15 protein-coding genes and 1 pseudogene are annotated in these 15,211 nt (G+C 72.0%); 12 read left to right on the top strand and 4 right to left on the bottom strand.

Going from position 1 to position 15,211, the window contains the following annotated elements; all coding sequences use genetic code 11:
• Window positions 1-412 precede the first annotated feature (412 nt).
• Complete coding sequence (locus tag ACFYMU_RS26665) at window positions 413-1,339, bottom strand: HAD family hydrolase (RefSeq protein ID WP_388378051.1); 927 nt, start codon at window positions 1,337-1,339, stop codon at window positions 413-415.
• Window positions 1,340-1,512: 173 nt separating this feature from the next.
• On the opposite strand from ACFYMU_RS26665, the gene ACFYMU_RS26670 reads away from it, so the two are divergent.
• The 5 genes from ACFYMU_RS26670 to ACFYMU_RS26690 all read left to right on the top strand — a co-directional run bounded on the left by ACFYMU_RS26670 (window position 1,513) and on the right by ACFYMU_RS26690 (window position 7,427).
• Window positions 1,513-1,788, top strand: a complete 276-nt coding sequence (locus tag ACFYMU_RS26670; RefSeq protein WP_388378054.1) for a glutaredoxin family protein — start codon at window positions 1,513-1,515, stop codon at window positions 1,786-1,788.
• 365 nt (window positions 1,789-2,153) lie between these two features.
• Entirely contained in the window at window positions 2,154-2,912 is a 759-nt protein-coding gene (locus ACFYMU_RS26675) for a redox-sensing transcriptional repressor Rex (protein WP_388378057.1), read from the top strand.
• The gene (locus ACFYMU_RS26680) at window positions 2,909-4,753 is read left to right on the top strand and encodes a glutamyl-tRNA reductase (RefSeq protein WP_388378060.1); all 1,845 of its coding nucleotides are present in this window, start codon (window positions 2,909-2,911) and stop codon (window positions 4,751-4,753) included. Before ACFYMU_RS26675 ends, ACFYMU_RS26680 begins: the two co-directional genes overlap by 4 nt.
• Window positions 4,750-5,724: a hydroxymethylbilane synthase gene (hemC, locus tag ACFYMU_RS26685; protein WP_388378063.1), complete on the top strand. Its 975-nt coding sequence runs from the start codon at window positions 4,750-4,752 to the stop codon at window positions 5,722-5,724. The genes ACFYMU_RS26680 and hemC overlap by 4 nt, the downstream gene beginning before the upstream one ends.
• Window positions 5,721-7,427 (top strand): uroporphyrinogen-III synthase, encoded by a 1,707-nt coding sequence (locus ACFYMU_RS26690; RefSeq protein ID WP_388378066.1) that lies wholly within the window; start codon window positions 5,721-5,723, stop codon window positions 7,425-7,427. The genes hemC and ACFYMU_RS26690 overlap by 4 nt, the downstream gene beginning before the upstream one ends.
• A gap of 226 nt (window positions 7,428-7,653) precedes the next feature.
• Here the strand turns inward: ACFYMU_RS26690 and ACFYMU_RS26695 are convergent, their stop codons facing one another.
• Window positions 7,654-7,860, bottom strand: a complete 207-nt coding sequence (locus ACFYMU_RS26695; RefSeq protein WP_388378068.1) for a DUF397 domain-containing protein — start codon at window positions 7,858-7,860, stop codon at window positions 7,654-7,656.
• Window positions 7,857-8,690 (bottom strand): helix-turn-helix transcriptional regulator, encoded by an 834-nt coding sequence (locus ACFYMU_RS26700; protein ID WP_388378399.1) that lies wholly within the window; start codon window positions 8,688-8,690, stop codon window positions 7,857-7,859. The genes ACFYMU_RS26695 and ACFYMU_RS26700 overlap by 4 nt, the downstream gene beginning before the upstream one ends.
• A 162-nt stretch (window positions 8,691-8,852) precedes the next feature.
• On the opposite strand from ACFYMU_RS26700, the gene ACFYMU_RS26705 reads away from it, so the two are divergent.
• The 7 genes and pseudogenes from ACFYMU_RS26705 (at window position 8,853) to ACFYMU_RS26735 (ending at window position 13,857) form a co-directional block, all read left to right on the top strand.
• A complete protein-coding gene (locus ACFYMU_RS26705) occupies window positions 8,853-9,311 on the top strand; it encodes an ATP-binding protein (RefSeq protein ID WP_388378071.1) in 459 nt (152 codons plus the stop codon).
• Window positions 9,312-9,417: 106 nt separating this feature from the next.
• Window positions 9,418-9,855 (top strand): ankyrin repeat domain-containing protein, encoded by a 438-nt coding sequence (locus tag ACFYMU_RS26710; RefSeq protein ID WP_388378074.1) that lies wholly within the window; start codon window positions 9,418-9,420, stop codon window positions 9,853-9,855.
• Between the two features lie 157 nt (window positions 9,856-10,012).
• On the top strand, window positions 10,013-11,005 hold the full coding sequence (gene hemB, locus ACFYMU_RS26715) for a porphobilinogen synthase (protein ID WP_388378076.1): 993 nt from the start codon (window positions 10,013-10,015) through the stop codon (window positions 11,003-11,005).
• A 333-nt stretch (window positions 11,006-11,338) separates the two neighbouring features.
• Window positions 11,339-12,127 (top strand): alpha/beta fold hydrolase, encoded by a 789-nt coding sequence (locus tag ACFYMU_RS26720; protein ID WP_388378079.1) that lies wholly within the window; start codon window positions 11,339-11,341, stop codon window positions 12,125-12,127.
• Window positions 12,124-12,264, top strand: a complete 141-nt coding sequence (locus tag ACFYMU_RS26725; protein WP_388378082.1) for a hypothetical protein — start codon at window positions 12,124-12,126, stop codon at window positions 12,262-12,264. The genes ACFYMU_RS26720 and ACFYMU_RS26725 overlap by 4 nt, the downstream gene beginning before the upstream one ends.
• A gap of 279 nt (window positions 12,265-12,543) precedes the next feature.
• Window positions 12,544-13,434 (top strand): annotated as a pseudogene (locus tag ACFYMU_RS26730) (lysozyme); the annotation flags it as partial.
• A gap of 66 nt (window positions 13,435-13,500) precedes the next feature.
• Window positions 13,501-13,857 (top strand): peptidoglycan-binding protein, encoded by a 357-nt coding sequence (locus tag ACFYMU_RS26735; RefSeq protein WP_388378402.1) that lies wholly within the window; start codon window positions 13,501-13,503, stop codon window positions 13,855-13,857.
• A 235-nt stretch (window positions 13,858-14,092) separates the two neighbouring features.
• On the opposite strand, the gene ACFYMU_RS26740 is transcribed toward ACFYMU_RS26735, so the two are convergent.
• Window positions 14,093-15,118, bottom strand: a complete 1,026-nt coding sequence (locus ACFYMU_RS26740) for a LacI family DNA-binding transcriptional regulator (RefSeq protein WP_388378085.1) — start codon at window positions 15,116-15,118, stop codon at window positions 14,093-14,095.
• Between the last annotated feature and the right edge of the window lie 93 nt (window positions 15,119-15,211).

Raw genomic sequence — 15,211 nt, forward strand, 5'->3', positions numbered from 1 at the left:
TGCGGTTGAGAACGGGGCGTGTTGTGGCCGGGAGAGGATGAGGGGAGTGGTGGGGGAGGAGGAGGGGTAGGACGCGCGGAATGTGCCGCCTTCCAGGCCGGAGCGCACTCGGTGACGCTGTGTGACGGGAGTGCGGGTGGGTCGGCGCGGTCCTCGGCACGCGGTTTGGTCACGAACCGGCAACGTTTGGTCCGGTCCGGGCCCGGCGCCACGGGCGCCCGCCTCGGGCTCGCGTGCTCCCGCCTCGGGTGTGCGTGCTCTCGCCTCGGGGCGTGCCGTCCCGTCCCGGGCTCGCGTGGTCCCGTCCCGAGTGCGTTCGTCTTATGTGTGTGCCGGCCCGGGTGTGTGCCGGCCCGGGTGTGTGCCGGCCCGGGTGTGTGCCGGCCTGCGCCGGGTCCGCGGCGTGCGCCGGTCAGCGGCGCCGGCGGTACAGGGTGATCGCCGCTGCCGTGCCGCCCGCCACCGCGCCGACCCCGGCCGCCGCCGGCAGCCCGACCTTCGCCGCCTTGCGGGCCGTGCGGTAGTCGCGCAGGCGCCAGTCGCAGGCGCGGGCGTGCTTGCGGAGCTTCGCGTCCGGGTTGATCGCGTACGGGTGCCCCACGAGCGACAGCATCGGGATGTCGTTGTGGGAGTCGCTGTAGGCGGCGCACCGGGACAGGTCCAGGCCCTCCGCCGTGGCCAGGGCGCGCACCGCCTCCGCCTTCGCGGGGCCGTGCAGCGGCTCGCCCACGAGCCTGCCGGTGTAGACGCCGTCCACCGACTCCGCCACCGTCCCCAGGGCTCCGGTCAGGCCCAGGCGGCGGGCGATCACCGTGGCGATCTCGACCGGCGCGGCCGTCACCAGCCACACCTTCTGGCCGGCGTCCAGGTGTGCCTGGGCCAGCGCCCGCGTGCCCGGCCAGATCCGCTCGGCCATGTACTCGTCGTAGATCTCCTCGCCGATCGACATCAGCTCGGCGACACGGTGGCCCTTCACGATCGACAGCGCCGAGTCCCGCGCGTTCTGCATGTGCTCGGGGTCCTCGACCCCGGCCAGCCGGAACCACGCCTGCTGCCAGGCGAACTTCGCCAGGTCCCGGGTCTCGAAGAACTTGCGCTTGTACAGGCCCCGGCCGAAGTGGAACAGCGCGGCGCCCTGCATGACGGTGTTGTCCAGGTCGAAGAACGCGGCGGCCCGGTCGTCGCCGAGGACCGGGAACTGCGGTTCCCGGTCGGAAACCTTCTGGGAGGCGACGTCCTGGGAGGACTTGCGGGCGGCCTCAGCCGCGGCCTCGCCTGCCAACACGCTCCGCGCCGTGGCGGAGCGCCTACGGGGGGTGAGCCATCCTAGAGCGGCCATGACGTGAGCATAGCCAGTCCACCGGGTGCCACCGGTCTCGTGAGGTTTGCAGACCGTGAACTCTCCGCGACCGTGTCGTTAAAGGAGTTGCGCCGTCGGCGTGTCACCCGGGCGTCATCGGCGGTCGCCGGGTTACGGCGCCCGGGCGCCCTCTCCTGCCCGCCGGGGCGAGAATGGCCGACATGAGTGCCATGTTTCGACGCAAGAACCCCCAGGACCGGCTTGTCACGCTGATCGGCAAGCCCGGGTGCCATCTGTGCGACGACGCGCAGGTCGTCATCGAGAAGGTCTGTGCCGACCTCGGCGTTCCCTGGGAGCACAAGGACATCACCCAGGACGAGGAACTCCACCGGCAGTACTGGGAGCAGATCCCGGTGGTGCTGGTCGACGGGGAGCAGCACACGTTCTGGCGCGTGAACGAGGAGCGCTTGCGCAAAGCCCTCGCATAGGGGCCCTTCCGGGAGCCCGCGTGGCGAACGCAACACACCGGAGGGAGGCGTCCCGCACGAGCCCGGAACGAGACCTGACCGACCAGTCCAAGTCGTCCGGAAAGTCGCCTAGGATCGACGGCAACTGGTCACGGGGGCATGGATGTTGGGAGGAGGGCGCGGTGTTGCCCCCAAAAGAAGACGAACGATGGTGGCCCGGCGCCGGTTCCGCACGGGCGCGCCGGGGACGCGTGACCCCGGTCACGTTGACCGGGCAAAACGGACACCATCTTTGTGCACGCGTTCACAAAGACATAGCCTGCATTCGACGGGGCGGTCCGGGGACGTGTGACCGCCTGCAGCCCCGCTCTACCCGCAGGAGCACCGTGGCAACTGGCCGAACTCACCGACCGGCGACCCGCAGCCGAGGGATTCCCGAGGCCACCGTCGCCAGGCTTCCGCTGTACCTCCGAGCCCTGACCGGGCTGTCGGAGCGCTCGGTCCCCACGGTCTCGTCCGAGGAGCTGGCCGCGGCCGCCGGGGTCAATTCCGCGAAGCTGCGGAAGGACTTCTCCTACCTCGGCTCCTACGGGACCCGGGGCGTCGGCTACGACGTCGAGTACCTCGTCTACCAGATCTCCCGCGAGCTGGGCCTGACCCAGGACTGGCCGGTCGTGATCGTCGGTATCGGTAACCTCGGCGCGGCGCTGGCCAACTACGGCGGGTTCGCCTCCCGCGGCTTCCGGGTCGCGGCGCTCATCGACGCCGACCCCGCGCTCACCGGCAGGACGGTCGCGGGCATCCCGGTCCAGCACACCGAGGACCTGGAAAAGATCATCAAGGACAACGGCGTGTCCATCGGCGTCATCGCCACCCCCGCCGGCGCCGCCCAGCAGGTCTGCGAGCGGCTCGTGGCCGCGGGCGTGACCTCCATCCTGAACTTCGCGCCGACCGTGCTGACCGTCCCGGACGGCGTCGACGTGCGCAAGGTCGACCTCTCCATCGAGCTGCAGATCCTCGCCTTCCACGAGCAGCGCAAGGCGGGCGAGGAAGCCATGGCCGAGGGCCTGCCGGCCGTCGCCGTGGCCAAGGACTCCTCCGACCAGGGGCCCGACGGGGACGTTCCCGCCGTGATGCCGGCATGAGTCTCCTCGTCGTCGGGCTGAGCCACCGCAGTGCCCCGGTCAGCGTCCTGGAGCGGGCCGCGCTGGGCGAGGACGCCCAGGGCAAGCTCCTCCACGACACGGTCGCCGCCGAGCCGGCCACCGAGGCCGCGGTGCTCGCCACCTGCAACCGCATCGAGCTGTACGCCGACGTGGACAAGTTCCACGCGGGCGTCGCCGAGCTGTCCACGCTGCTCGCCCAGCACAGCGGCGTGGGACTCGACGAGCTCACCCCCCACCTGTACGTGCACTACGAGGACCGGGCCGTCCACCACCTCTTCTCGGTGGCCTGCGGACTGGACTCGATGGTCGTCGGCGAGGGCCAGATCCTCGGCCAGATCAAGGAGTCCCTGGCCACCGCGCAGGAGCTGCACACCGCCGGACGGCTGCTGAACGACCTGTTCCAGCAGGCCCTGCGGGTCGGCAAGCGGGCCCACTCCGAGACGGGCATCGACCGGGCCGGGCAGTCCCTGGTCACCTTCGGCCTGGAGCAGCTGTCCTCCGGCGCGCCGGTCGGGGACTGGGCCAGGGGCAAGCGCGCCCTCGTGATCGGTGCCGGCTCCATGTCCTCGCTGGCCGCCGCGACCCTCGCGCGCGCCGGGGTCGCCGAGGTCGTGATCGCCAACCGCACGCTCGAGCGCGCCGAGCGCCTCGCGCAGATTTTGATGGAGGCGGACGACACGGACGTGCCGGCACGTGCGGTACCGATGGAGACGGTGCCGCACGAGCTGACACGTGCCGACGTCGCGGTGTCCTGCACGGGTGCCACCGGCCTGGTCCTCACGGCCCGGGCGGTCGCGGAGGCGGTCGAGGGGCGCGTGGGCGGTGCGGTCACCCCCGTGACCCGGCCCGCGGCCCCGGCCGCCCGGTCCGCCCGTACGGACGGCGCGTCCCCCGTACGGGACCAGTCCGCGCCGGCCGGCCCGGGCGGCGAGGACGGCTGTCCGCTCGACCTGTCCGCCGTGCAGGGCACGGCCGGCTTCTCGGTGCTGGGCGAGGCGGCAGTCGCCGGCATGGCGGCCGCCGAACTGGAGCAGCACGCGGTGTGGGTGGACAAGGGCGCCGTGGAGGAGCGCGGCGGCCGCGCGGCCGCCGCCGGTGCCGGTGCCGCCGTGCTCGACCCGGAGGCCGAGGCCGAGGTCATCGGCGCGCTCGTCGCGACCGTCGCCACGAGCGGCCGCATCCCGGAGCGCCGCCGCCCCGAGCAGGTCGTGGAGATCCCCCGCCCCGCGCCCGTCCTGTCGCTCCTCGACCTCGCGATGCCGCGGGACATCGAGGCCGCCGTGCACCGGCTGCTCGGGGTGCGGCTCGTCGACATCGAGTCGCTCGCCGAGGCGTCCGCGGACGCTCCCATGGCCACCGACGTCGACCAGGTGCGGCGGATCGTCGCCGACGAGGTCGCCGCCTTCGGCGCCGCCCAGCGCGCCGCGCACATCACGCCGACCGTGGTCGCGCTGCGCACCATGGCCGCCGACGTGGTGGCGAACGAGATCGCCCGTCTGGAGGGGCGGCTGCCCGGGCTCGACCGCAAGCACCGCGCCGAGATCACACAGACCGTGCGGCGCGTCGTCGACAAGCTGCTGCACGCGCCGACCGTACGGGTCAAGCAACTGGCGGCCGAACCCGGCGGCGCCGGGTACGCGGACGCCCTGCGCACCCTGTTCGACCTCGACCCCGAGACGGTCGCCTCCGTCTCCCGGGCCGACGGCACCAAGCGCGCCGAGAACACCGAGTACATCGAGTACACCGAGTACACCGAGTACGTCGAGTACGTCGAGTACACCGAGTACACCGAGAACGCCGAGAACCGAGGGCGAGCATGAGTGAGCAGGCACTGAGGCTGGGGACCAGGCGCAGCAAGCTGGCCATGGCCCAGTCCGGGCAGGTCGCGGACGCCGTGAGCCGGCTGACCGGACGGCCCGTGGAGCTCGTGGAGATCACCACCTACGGCGACACGTCCCGCGAGCACCTGGCGCGGATCGGCGGCACCGGTGTGTTCGTGACGGCCCTGCGCGACGCGCTGCTGCGGGGCGAGGTGGACTTCGCGGTGCACTCCCTCAAGGACCTGCCCACCGCGCAGCCGGCGGAGCTCGCGCTGGCCGCGGTGCCGGTGCGCGAGGACCCGCGGGACGTGATCGTCGCGCGGGACGCCCTGAAGTTCACCGACCTGCCCCGCGGCGCCCGCGTCGGCACCGGGTCGCCGCGCCGCATGGCGCAGTTGAACGCGTACGCGCGCGGCCACGGCCTCGACATCGAGACGGTCCCGATCCGCGGCAACGTCGACAGCCGCATCGGGTACGTCCGCAGCGGCGAACTGGACGCGGTGGTCCTCGCCGCGGCCGGGCTGAACCGCATCGGGCGGATCGACGAGGTGACCGACTTCCTGTCGGTCGACACGGTTCTGCCGGCCCCCGGCCAGGGGGCCCTCGCGATCGAGTGCAGGGCGGGGAACACCGCCCAGGATGCCGAGCTTGTCGCGGCGCTCGCCGGGCTCGACGACCCGTTCACACGGGTCGCCGTGACCGCCGAGCGGTCCCTGCTCGCCGCCCTGGAGGCCGGTTGCAGTGCCCCCGTGGGCGCGCTGGCCGACCTTCTCCAGGCCGACAGGCAGATTGTCAAAGAAATGCGCCTGCGCGGCGTCGTCGGCACGCCCGACGGCCGGACGCTGGTGCAGCTGTCCACCACCGGTCCCGTGCCCGAGACGCACGACCAGGCAATGGCGCTCGGTCGCGAACTCGCCGCCGAGATGCTCGCCAAGGGCGCGGCCGGTCTGATGGGGGAGCGAGCACAGTGAGCCCCACCACCCTTCCCGTCGGCCTTGAACACGGGCACGTCACCTTCCTCGGTGCCGGACCCGGGGATCCGGGGCTGCTCACACTGCGCGCCGTGGAGGCGCTGGCGCACGCGGATGTGCTCGTCGGCGAGCACGAGGTGCTCGACGTGGTGCGCACGCACGCCAGAGCGGGTGTCGCCTTCGTGCGCACGGACCCGGACCCTTCCACGGGTACGTTTCCGGGCACGGGCACACCTCAGCTGACGGTTGTTGACGTCGCGTCAACAACCGCTGGTGTCCCCGCAATGAGGGATGCAGCACATCTTGTCATGGAGGCCGCCCGCGGCGGCAAGCGGGTCGTCCGTGCGGTGTCCGGCGACCCGGGCCTGGACGCGTACGCGGCGGAGGAGATGCTGGCGTGCGTCGCCGGGGGCGTTCCGTTCGAGGTGGTGCCGGGCGTCGCGGCCGCCGTGGGTGTGCCCGCGTACGCGGGTGTGCCGCTGCGGGACGCGCAGGGCGCGGACGTACGGTTCGTGGACGCGCGGACCGCCTCGGACCGCTGCTGGACCGAGGTCGGCGCCTCCGACGGCACGGTCGTGGTCTCCACGACCCTCGACTCGGTGGCGGCGGCCGCCGGGGAGCTGGTGGCCGCGGGCCGCAAGCCGGACACCCCGATGACGGTGACCGTCGCCGGGACGACGACGCGGCAGCGCACCTGGACGGCGACGCTCGGCTCGATCGCGCAGACCCTGAAGCAGGCGAAGGTGCTGCCCTCGCCCGAGGGCGGCCGGCCGGTGATAGCCGTGGTCGGCGAGCGGTCCGCCCCCGCCCGGCGCGACCAGCTGTCGTGGTTCGAGAACAAGCCGCTGTTCGGCTGGAAGGTCCTCGTCCCGCGGACGAAGGAGCAGGCCGCGTCGCTCTCCGACCAGCTGCGCTCGTACGGGGCCGTGCCGCACGAGGTGCCGACGATCGCCGTCGAACCGCCGCGCACGCCCCAGCAGATGGAACGTGCCGTCAAGGGCCTGGTGACGGGCCGCTACGAGTGGATCGCGTTCACGTCGGTCAACGCGGTGCGGGCGGTCCGGGAGAAGTTCGAGGAGTACGGGCTCGACGCGCGCGCCTTCGCGGGCATCAAGGTGGCCGCGGTGGGCGAGCAGACGGCGAAGGCGCTGGTGGCCTTCGGCGTGAAGCCGGACCTGATGCCGTCCGGGGAGCAGTCCGCCGCCGGCCTGCTGGACGACTGGCCGCCGTACGACCCGGTGTTCGACCCGATCGACCGTGTCTTCCTGCCGCGCGCCGACATCGCCACGGAGACCCTGGTGGCCGGCCTCATCGAGCTGGGCTGGGAGGTCGACGACGTCACGGCGTACCGCACCGTCCGTGCCTCGCCGCCGCCGGCCGAGACCCGCGAGGCGATCAAGGGCGGCGGCTTCGACGCGGTGCTGTTCACGTCGTCGTCCACGGTCCGCAACCTGGTCGGCATCGCGGGCAAGCCGCACAACGTGACGGTGATCGCGTGCATCGGCCCGGCCACGGCGAAGACCGCGGAGGAGCACGGCCTGCGAGTGGACGTCATGGCCCCGGAGCCGTCGGTCCACAAGCTGGCGGAGGCCCTGGCGGACTTCGGCCTGCGGCGCCGCGCGGCCGCCCTGGACGCCGGCGACCCGGTGACCCGGCCGAGCGAGCGGCGACCGGGGGCGCGGAGGCGCCGGTCCACGACCTGAGCCGTACGGAGGGCCGGACAGCAGGTCTCAGGGTCTCAGGGGTGTTCCCGGGCACGGGGCACCCCTGAGGCATGTCCGTGGCGCGCGGTGCGCGGCGCCGGTCGCGGATCGCTCCGCCACGGGTGTGCTCCTTCGCAAGTGGAGGGTTTTGGGCCGACGCCCGGCGCGGCGTCCCTGGTGAGGGCCGTTCGAGCCGGTCCAAACCCTCCACTTGACGTTCGCGGCGTCAGCGTTTCGACGCGTGGGGCAGGAAGTCGGCCCAGGCGGTGGGGGTGAGGGCGAGGCGGGGGCCGTGGGGGTTCTTGGAGTCGCGGACGAGGATGCGGTCGGGGGCGGCTGCCACCTCGACGCAGTCGGGTCCCTCAGCAGTGCTGTAGCTGCTCTTTATCCACTCCGAGTCGGAGTCGGCTCCGTCGAAGGGCCTGAGTGTCATGTCTCTCCCAGCACTTTCTCGATGAAGGCCATCGACTCTCGTGGGGTGAGAGCCTGTGCCCGGATAGTCCCATAGCGCATGTCCAGCACCTGTACGTGTTTCGGGTCGGCGATCACACGACTGATTTCCTGGACCTCCGTATGTCCCACCGAGGTTCCGTCTCTGAGCCTGAGCAGCCTGAACGGGCCGCCGAGGCCGGAGTTCTCCTCACGATTCAGCGGGAGGACTTGCAGGTCCACATTGCGGAACCGGCCCACCTCCAACAGTCGTTTGAGTTGTGCTCGCATCACCATCTTGCCCCCGATGGGACGGCGCAGCGTGGACTCGCATTGGACAAAGCTGAAGAGAGGACGCCCGGTCGACTCGCTCACGATGTCCTGACGGGACATGCGGGCGGCCACGCGCTGTTCCAACTGATCCTCCAGGAAGGGCGGCCGACTACCGGCGTACACCGCCCGCGCGTACTCCTCCGTCTGCAACAACCCATGGATGACGGAGTTGTTGTAGGCACACAGCTCTACCGCCTCCGCCTCCAGCTTCTTCAGGTCCCGCACCTTCTTCGGGTACCGTGCCTCCGCCACGTCCCCCTTCATCGCCGCGATCTTGCCTTCGGCCCCCAGGACCTCATCCGCCGCGTCCAGGTACTCGGGCCGGGGGATCCGGCGCCCCCGCTCCACGGAGGAGACCAGTTCCTCCCCGTACCCGATGGCCGCCCCGAACTCCGCCTGGGTCATGCCCACGGCCTCCCGCCACAGCTTCAACTGCCGTGCGACGGTCCTCATCACCGCCCCGGCCTCGTCGTCCTCCAGCCCCGCGTCCCAGGCGCCCACGTACGCCACCGCCCTCCATCACGCCGCCCGTGTCCAACGTCGGCCGCCCGGTTCCGGTCACCCCGGACAGGCCGGACAAAGGCCGGATCGCACCTGGACATCCGCCGTCCGCACGGGCACCCGGCCTTCACAGGCTATGTACGTACGACCACGCTGTGTGACGTGAAGGACCGAATCACCCGAACCGGCAGTTCCACCACCGCACCCGCCTCCGGCGCACCGCCGCGCCAGTTCTCCGTGCCGCTCTCCGCCACGCGCCGCGGCGCCCGTCTGGCCCGGCTCCTGGCGACGGAGCAACTGCGCTCGTGGGAGCTGCCCCTAGACCCCGCCCGGCTCGTCGTTGCCGAGCTCGCGGCCAACGCCGCCGTGCACGGCCGGTTCCCCGGGCGGAGCTTCCGCCTGACCCTCGTCGTCACCGCGTCCGCGGTGCTGCGCATCGAAGTCGCCGACGCCCAGGGCGACCGGCTGCCCACCCGCACCCGTGCCGCCGGTGGCCCGCCGGCCGCGTCCGGCTACGGGCTCTTGCTGGTCGAGGAGTTGGCGAACCGCTGGGGCGTGCGGTGCGGGCCGGTGCCGGGCAAGAGCGTATGGGCGGAGATCGATCTGGTCCGCTGCCGGTGAACGCCCGGCCGAAGCCCGGAACGGCGTGACCCAGCGTGCTGGTCGCAATGATCGACGAAAGATATGGATGGCTCTGGTGTACCCATGACCGCTAGCCTCACCGGCTGTGAAGCAGCGGCAGCAGAAGAAGCTCTCCCACCGCCTTTTCGGGGCGATCCTGTCAGGTGACGCCAGGGGCGCGAAGACCCTGCTGCGCAGTGGAGCAAGTCCGGAGAGAAGGAACTCTGACGGCACCACTCCTCTGTACCTGGCGTCGGTGCAGGGAGAGGCCGAAGTGGCCCGCTTGCTCCTGGAGGCCGGGGCTTCCCCTGACACTGAAAGCAGTGGCCCCGGCTCGGAGGGCACACCGCTGTGCGCGGCTGCTTGCTGGGGACACGCCGCAACGGTCCGCGAACTGTTGGCGCACGGCGCCGATCCCAACCTCCGCGAAGACCAAGGCACAGGCTGGTCGCCACTGGACTGGGCGGACGATGGCCCCCGCCCCGACATCTCCGAAATCCTCAGGGCGGCAGGAGCGCAGTCGGCAGCTCGCCCGGCCCCGTAGCGATCGCGACCTCAGCAGTCGCTTTCGCGACAAGGCCTAGGTCCACGGCATTGTCTCCGACCTCGTGGTGCCGGTCGCCCCAACCCCCACGCCGGGGCGATCGGGGCCGACGCACCGTCGGTAAAAGGACCCCCGGCGCGGGCGTAGCGTAGAGGGCATGACGAAGTACGGATCCTTTCCCGGTGCGCGTCCCCGCCGGCTGCGCACGACCCCCGTCATGCGCCGCATGGTCGCCGAGACACGGCTGCACCCGGCCGACTTCATCCTCCCCGCCTTCGTGCGGGAGGGCGTCAGCGAGCCCGTGCCGATCACGGCCATGCCCGGTGTCGTGCAGCACACCCGCGACAGCCTGAAGAAGGCGGCGCTGGAGGCCGTGGAGGCCGGGATCTCCGGGATCATGCTCTTCGGTGTGCCGGAGGACTCGAAGAAGGACGCCGCCGGGACGCCGGGCACCGACCCGGAGGGGATCCTTCAGGTCGCCATCCGTGACGTGCGCGCCGAGGTCGGTGACGAACTGCTCGTCATGTCCGACCTCTGCCTGGACGAGACCACGGACCACGGGCACTGCGGAGTCCTCGACGCGCAGGGGCGGGTCGACAACGACGCCACGCTCGAACGGTACGCGGAGATGGCGCAGGTGCAGGCCGACGCGGGCGCCCATGTCGTCGGGCCTAGCGGGATGATGGACGGCCAGATCGGCGTCATCCGGGACGCGCTGGACCAGATCGGGCGCGAGGACGTCGCGATCCTCGCCTACACCGCCAAGTACTCCTCGGCCTTCTACGGGCCGTTCCGGGAGGCCGTCGCCTCGTCCCTGAAGGGCGACCGCAAGACCTACCAGCAGGACCCTGCCAACTGGCGGGAGTCCCTGCGGGAGCTCGCCCTCGACCTGGAGGAGGGCGCCGACATGGTGATGGTCAAGCCGGCCGGGCCCTACCTCGACATCCTCGCCCGGGTCGCCGACGCCGTGGACGTGCCGGTCGCCGCGTACCAGATCTCCGGCGAGTACTCGATGATCGAGGCCGCCGCCGAGAAGGGGTGGGTCGACCGCGACCGCGCGATCATGGAGACCCTGACCGGCATCAAGCGGGCCGGCGCCCGCACCATCCTGACCTACTGGGCCGTCGAGGCCGCGCAGAAGCTGCGCTGACGGCACCCCTCGAGCCGCACCGGCGAGACGGGTGCGGCTCTGGCACGCCCTGGTGTCGCAGCCGACCGTCCTGCGGGGAGTCAGCGTGACCACCGGCGTCGTCCTGCTGAGGCTGGGGCCGCGATGGCAGCGGGTGTCCGAGGGCCGGGCCGGTACCTCTGCCGGCGCCCGACCGCCCGAGGCATCTGCCGCCTCGTGCACTGGGGGCCATGAGGTTGCCTTGTATGACCGGTGGCGGCGAAGCACACCGAAACGATCGCCCCGGCATCGCCGCCCGCTCGGGCCCGGGGCCACGCGGGTACTCTGCCCGACGGCACGGGAGCGAGGAAGCCGATGACATACGCCATGACACCGGACGGAACCCGCATCGCCTACCAGCTCCAGGGCCAGGGGGCGCCGCTGGTCCTGCTGGCGGGCCAGGCCAACAACCACCACTGGTGGGATGCGGTTCGTGCCGACTTCCATCCCGCTCGCAGCACCCTCACGCTCGACTACCGCGGCACCGGCGACAGCGACAAGCCCGACACCCCCTACAGCACCGAACTGTTCGCCCAGGACGTCATCGCCGTCCTCGACGAACTCGGCATCGACCGGGCCGACGTCTACGGCACGTCCATGGGCGGACGAGTGGCCCAGCAGATCGCGGCCCGTCACCCCCACCGGGTGGGCGCCCTGGTTCTCGGCTGCACCGCACCCGGCGGCCCGCACAGCGTCGAACGCGGCAACGACGTCCGCCGAGCCCTGGCGCAACCTCAGCCTGGAGCCGCGCGACAGGCCCTGCTGGAGCTGATGTACAGCCCTCGATGGCTCGCCTCCCATCCCGGCCCGCACCACACCCTGGGCGACCCGGGCATGCCTGCCCACGCCCGGCGCCACCACCTCGCGGCCAGCAACCGGCACAACGCCTGGAACCTCCTGCCGGACATCAGCGCCCCCACCCTGGTCGTCCACGGAAGCGACGACCTGCTCAACCCCACCGCCAACGCACCCCTGCTCGCCGACCGCATCCCCGACGCCCGACTGCACCTGGTCCCCAACGGCCGGCACGCCTACTTCGAGGAGTGCCGCACCCACGCCAGCCCCCTCGTCCTGGACTTCCTCACCACCGCGCACAAGCCGTGAGAACAGCGCAGCCGATGCTGGAGTCCCAGTCCATCGTGTCCACCGCGCTCGGCTACCACGACAAGACGGCCACCCGCCCGGTCACCGAAGCCGGAGGAACACGCAGCCGATACGCCCCTGGCGACCACCAGCGATGAAGCGCGGAACTCACGCCGGGTCCGCTGAGCCTCTCGGTGTTCACGCCGGTCATCATGCCGCAGAGCACCGACACAGGGTGACAGCCGACCGACGGCCACGGCGGATACACGGCCGCTGAACATGCGGGCCTACCCGTCTCAACCCCCGGTACGCGTAGGGGTTTTGAAGCCCCCGGGCGCGCTCACGACTCTCGCTCCTCTTCCGCCGGACGGGTCTATGCGCGTAGCCTCCCTGGGTGTCATGACCTCGCCAAGCCACCCTGCCCGTGAGGACTCCCCATGCCCCATGACCCCCAGACCGGCCACGCCCCGCAGAGACATCCGGGCCGCGTCCGCCGTCCCCTCGCAGCGGCGACCGGGCTGCTGGCCGCCGCCCTCTCCCTGGTCCTGGCCCTCCCGTCCGCCTCCTCCGCCGCACCGGCCGCCCGCCCGAAACCGGTGGTGGCGACCCACCCCGACGCCGACCACGCAGGCTCCGGGGTGCGGAAGCACGAAGGCGGCACCGGGAGCGCCGCGTCCACCCTCGCCGCCGCGTCCACCCTGGCCGCCGCGCCCCAGGGGCTCGACGTGAGCGGCCACCAGACCACCGTGGACTGGACCGCGGTGAAGAACAACGGCGCCGCCTTCGCCTATGTGAAGGCCACCGAGGGCACCACCTACACCAACCCGTACTTCAGCGGGCAGTACAGCGGCTCGTACAACGCCGGACTGATCCGCGGCGCCTACCACTTCGCCCTCCCCGGGAACTCCGGCGGCAGCGTCCAGGCCGACTGGTTCGTGGACCACGGCGGCAGCTGGAGCGCGGACGGCATGACCCTGCCGCCCGCCCTCGACATCGAGTACAACCCCTACGGCGCCACCTGCTACGGGCTCAGCCAGAGCGCGATGGTGTCCTGGATCCGGGCGTTCAGCGACCGGGTGCACTCCCGGACCGGCCGGTACCCCACGATCTACACCACCACCAACTGGTGGAGCGCCTGCACCGGCAACGACGGCAGCTTCGGCGCCACCAACCCGTTGTGGCTGGCCCGTTACTCCAGCAGCCCCGGCACCCTGCCCGCCGGCTGGTCGGCCCAGACCATCTGGCAGTACTCCGACTCCGGGACCTTCCCCGGGGACCAGGACGTCTTCAACGGCACCTACTCCGACCTCCAGGCGTTCGCCCGCGGCACCGGCGGCACGCCGCCCCCGGCCGCGAACTGGCCGACCGTGCAGCAGGGGCAGACCGGCGAGCGGGTGCGGACGGTGCAGTACCTGCTCAACGCGCACGGCGCGTCGCTGACCGTGGACGGTTCCTTCGGCACCGCCACCTACAACGCCGTCCGCTCGTTCCAGTCCGCCCAGGGCCTCAGCGTGGACGGTGTCGTCGGGCCCAACACCTGGCAGGCGCTGGTCGTCACCGTCCGCCAGGGCGACTCCGGCTCCGCCGTCACGGCGCTGCAGCGGCAACTCAACGCCCACGGGGCGTCCCTGACCGTGGACGGTTCCTTCGGCCCGGCCACCGACAGTGCGCTCCGCTCGTTCCAGTCCGCCCACGGCCTCACCGTGGACGGCATCGCCGGTCCCATGACCTGGCAGGCGCTGGTCGCCTGAGAAGGATGTGCCGGCAGGGCGGACGGTCCGCGCGTCCGGGGCCGCGGTGATCGGCTGCCACCGCGTGGACCGTCCGGCTCCTTCACCCCGGCCCCTCGGCCGCGTTCGGACGAGTGTGCGCTCCGACGGCACGGTGAGGTGCGACCGGTCGACGGACGTCGGTGGGGGGCGACCGCCCCTCACCGACGGCGCCTCGCCCCACGGTCACGGTGGTGACGTTGGTGCCGACCAGGGCTCAGGTGCTGTCGCGGACGATGAGCGACGGCTGCAGCAACACCCGGGGTTCGGCGGGCGTCCGTCCCGCCAACCGCTCGACGAGGAGTCCCATGACCGCCCGCGCCACCTCTTCGAGCGGCTGGTGGACGCTGGTCAGCCCCGGTGCGACCACGGCGGCGGTGGGGGAATCGTCGAAGCCGGTCACCGCCAGGTCGCGTCCGATCTCCAGTCCCAGCCGGCGGGCGGCGGCGTAGCAGCCCATCCCGAAGGTGTCGCTGGCCGCCACCACCGCCGTCGGCCTCGGCGTCCGGTCGAGCAGTGCGAGGGCCGCCCGGGTGCCGTCGGAGACGGTTTCCGGTGCCTGTGCGCAGTGGGTGGGTTCCAGGCCGTGCCAGCGCATGGCGCGCCGCCATCCGTGCATGCGGGCCTGGCTCGGGCCGGAGGTGCCCGGCCAGCCGAGGAAGGCGATGTCGCGGTGGCCCCGAGCGACGAGGTGGTCCACGGCCATCTCGGTGCCCCGGGCCCCGTCGACGTCCACCGTGAGCAGGTCGGGGAGGGCGTCGTCGGGGGTGCCGAAGCAGACGAAGACCGCGCCGCGCTCGGAGAGCCAGCCGGGCCGGGGGTCCCCCGGGTCGATGCCTGACAGGACGAAGGCGTCCACGCTGCCGGTGTTCAGCATGTCGCCGTAGCGGCTGAGCTCGTCGCTGGTGCGTCCGGCGCTGAGCAGCAGCAGGAGGTAGCCGTCGGCCTCGGCCGCGCGGGTGAGGGCGTGCAGAAAGCGGTCCTGCAGGACGCTCGCGGTGTCCGACCGGTCGGGGTCGAGGCGGTAACCGATCTGGCGGGTGTGGTGGGTGCGCAGCGACCGGGCCATCCGGTTCGGCCGGTATCCCAGCTCGTCGATCACGGCCAGGACCCTCTGCAGGGTCTCCTCGCGGACCCGCTCGGGGGCGTTCAGGGCGTTCGAGACCGTCTGGCGGGACACCTGGGCGACCCGGGCGACCTCCGTGATGGTGAGCCCTTCGGTGGACTGCCGACGGCGGGTCACGGTGGGGACCCGGGGAGGGCACGCGCCGTTTTTGATCGTTCAAACATGGTGTGTCAACCGTGACACACCCGTGTCGGCGAGTCAACGGAGCCG

Origin of the sequence: Streptomyces sp. NPDC007264 (assembly GCF_042869095.1) — a bacterium.
In the GTDB taxonomy this organism is placed as follows: domain Bacteria; phylum Actinomycetota; class Actinomycetes; order Streptomycetales; family Streptomycetaceae; genus Streptomyces.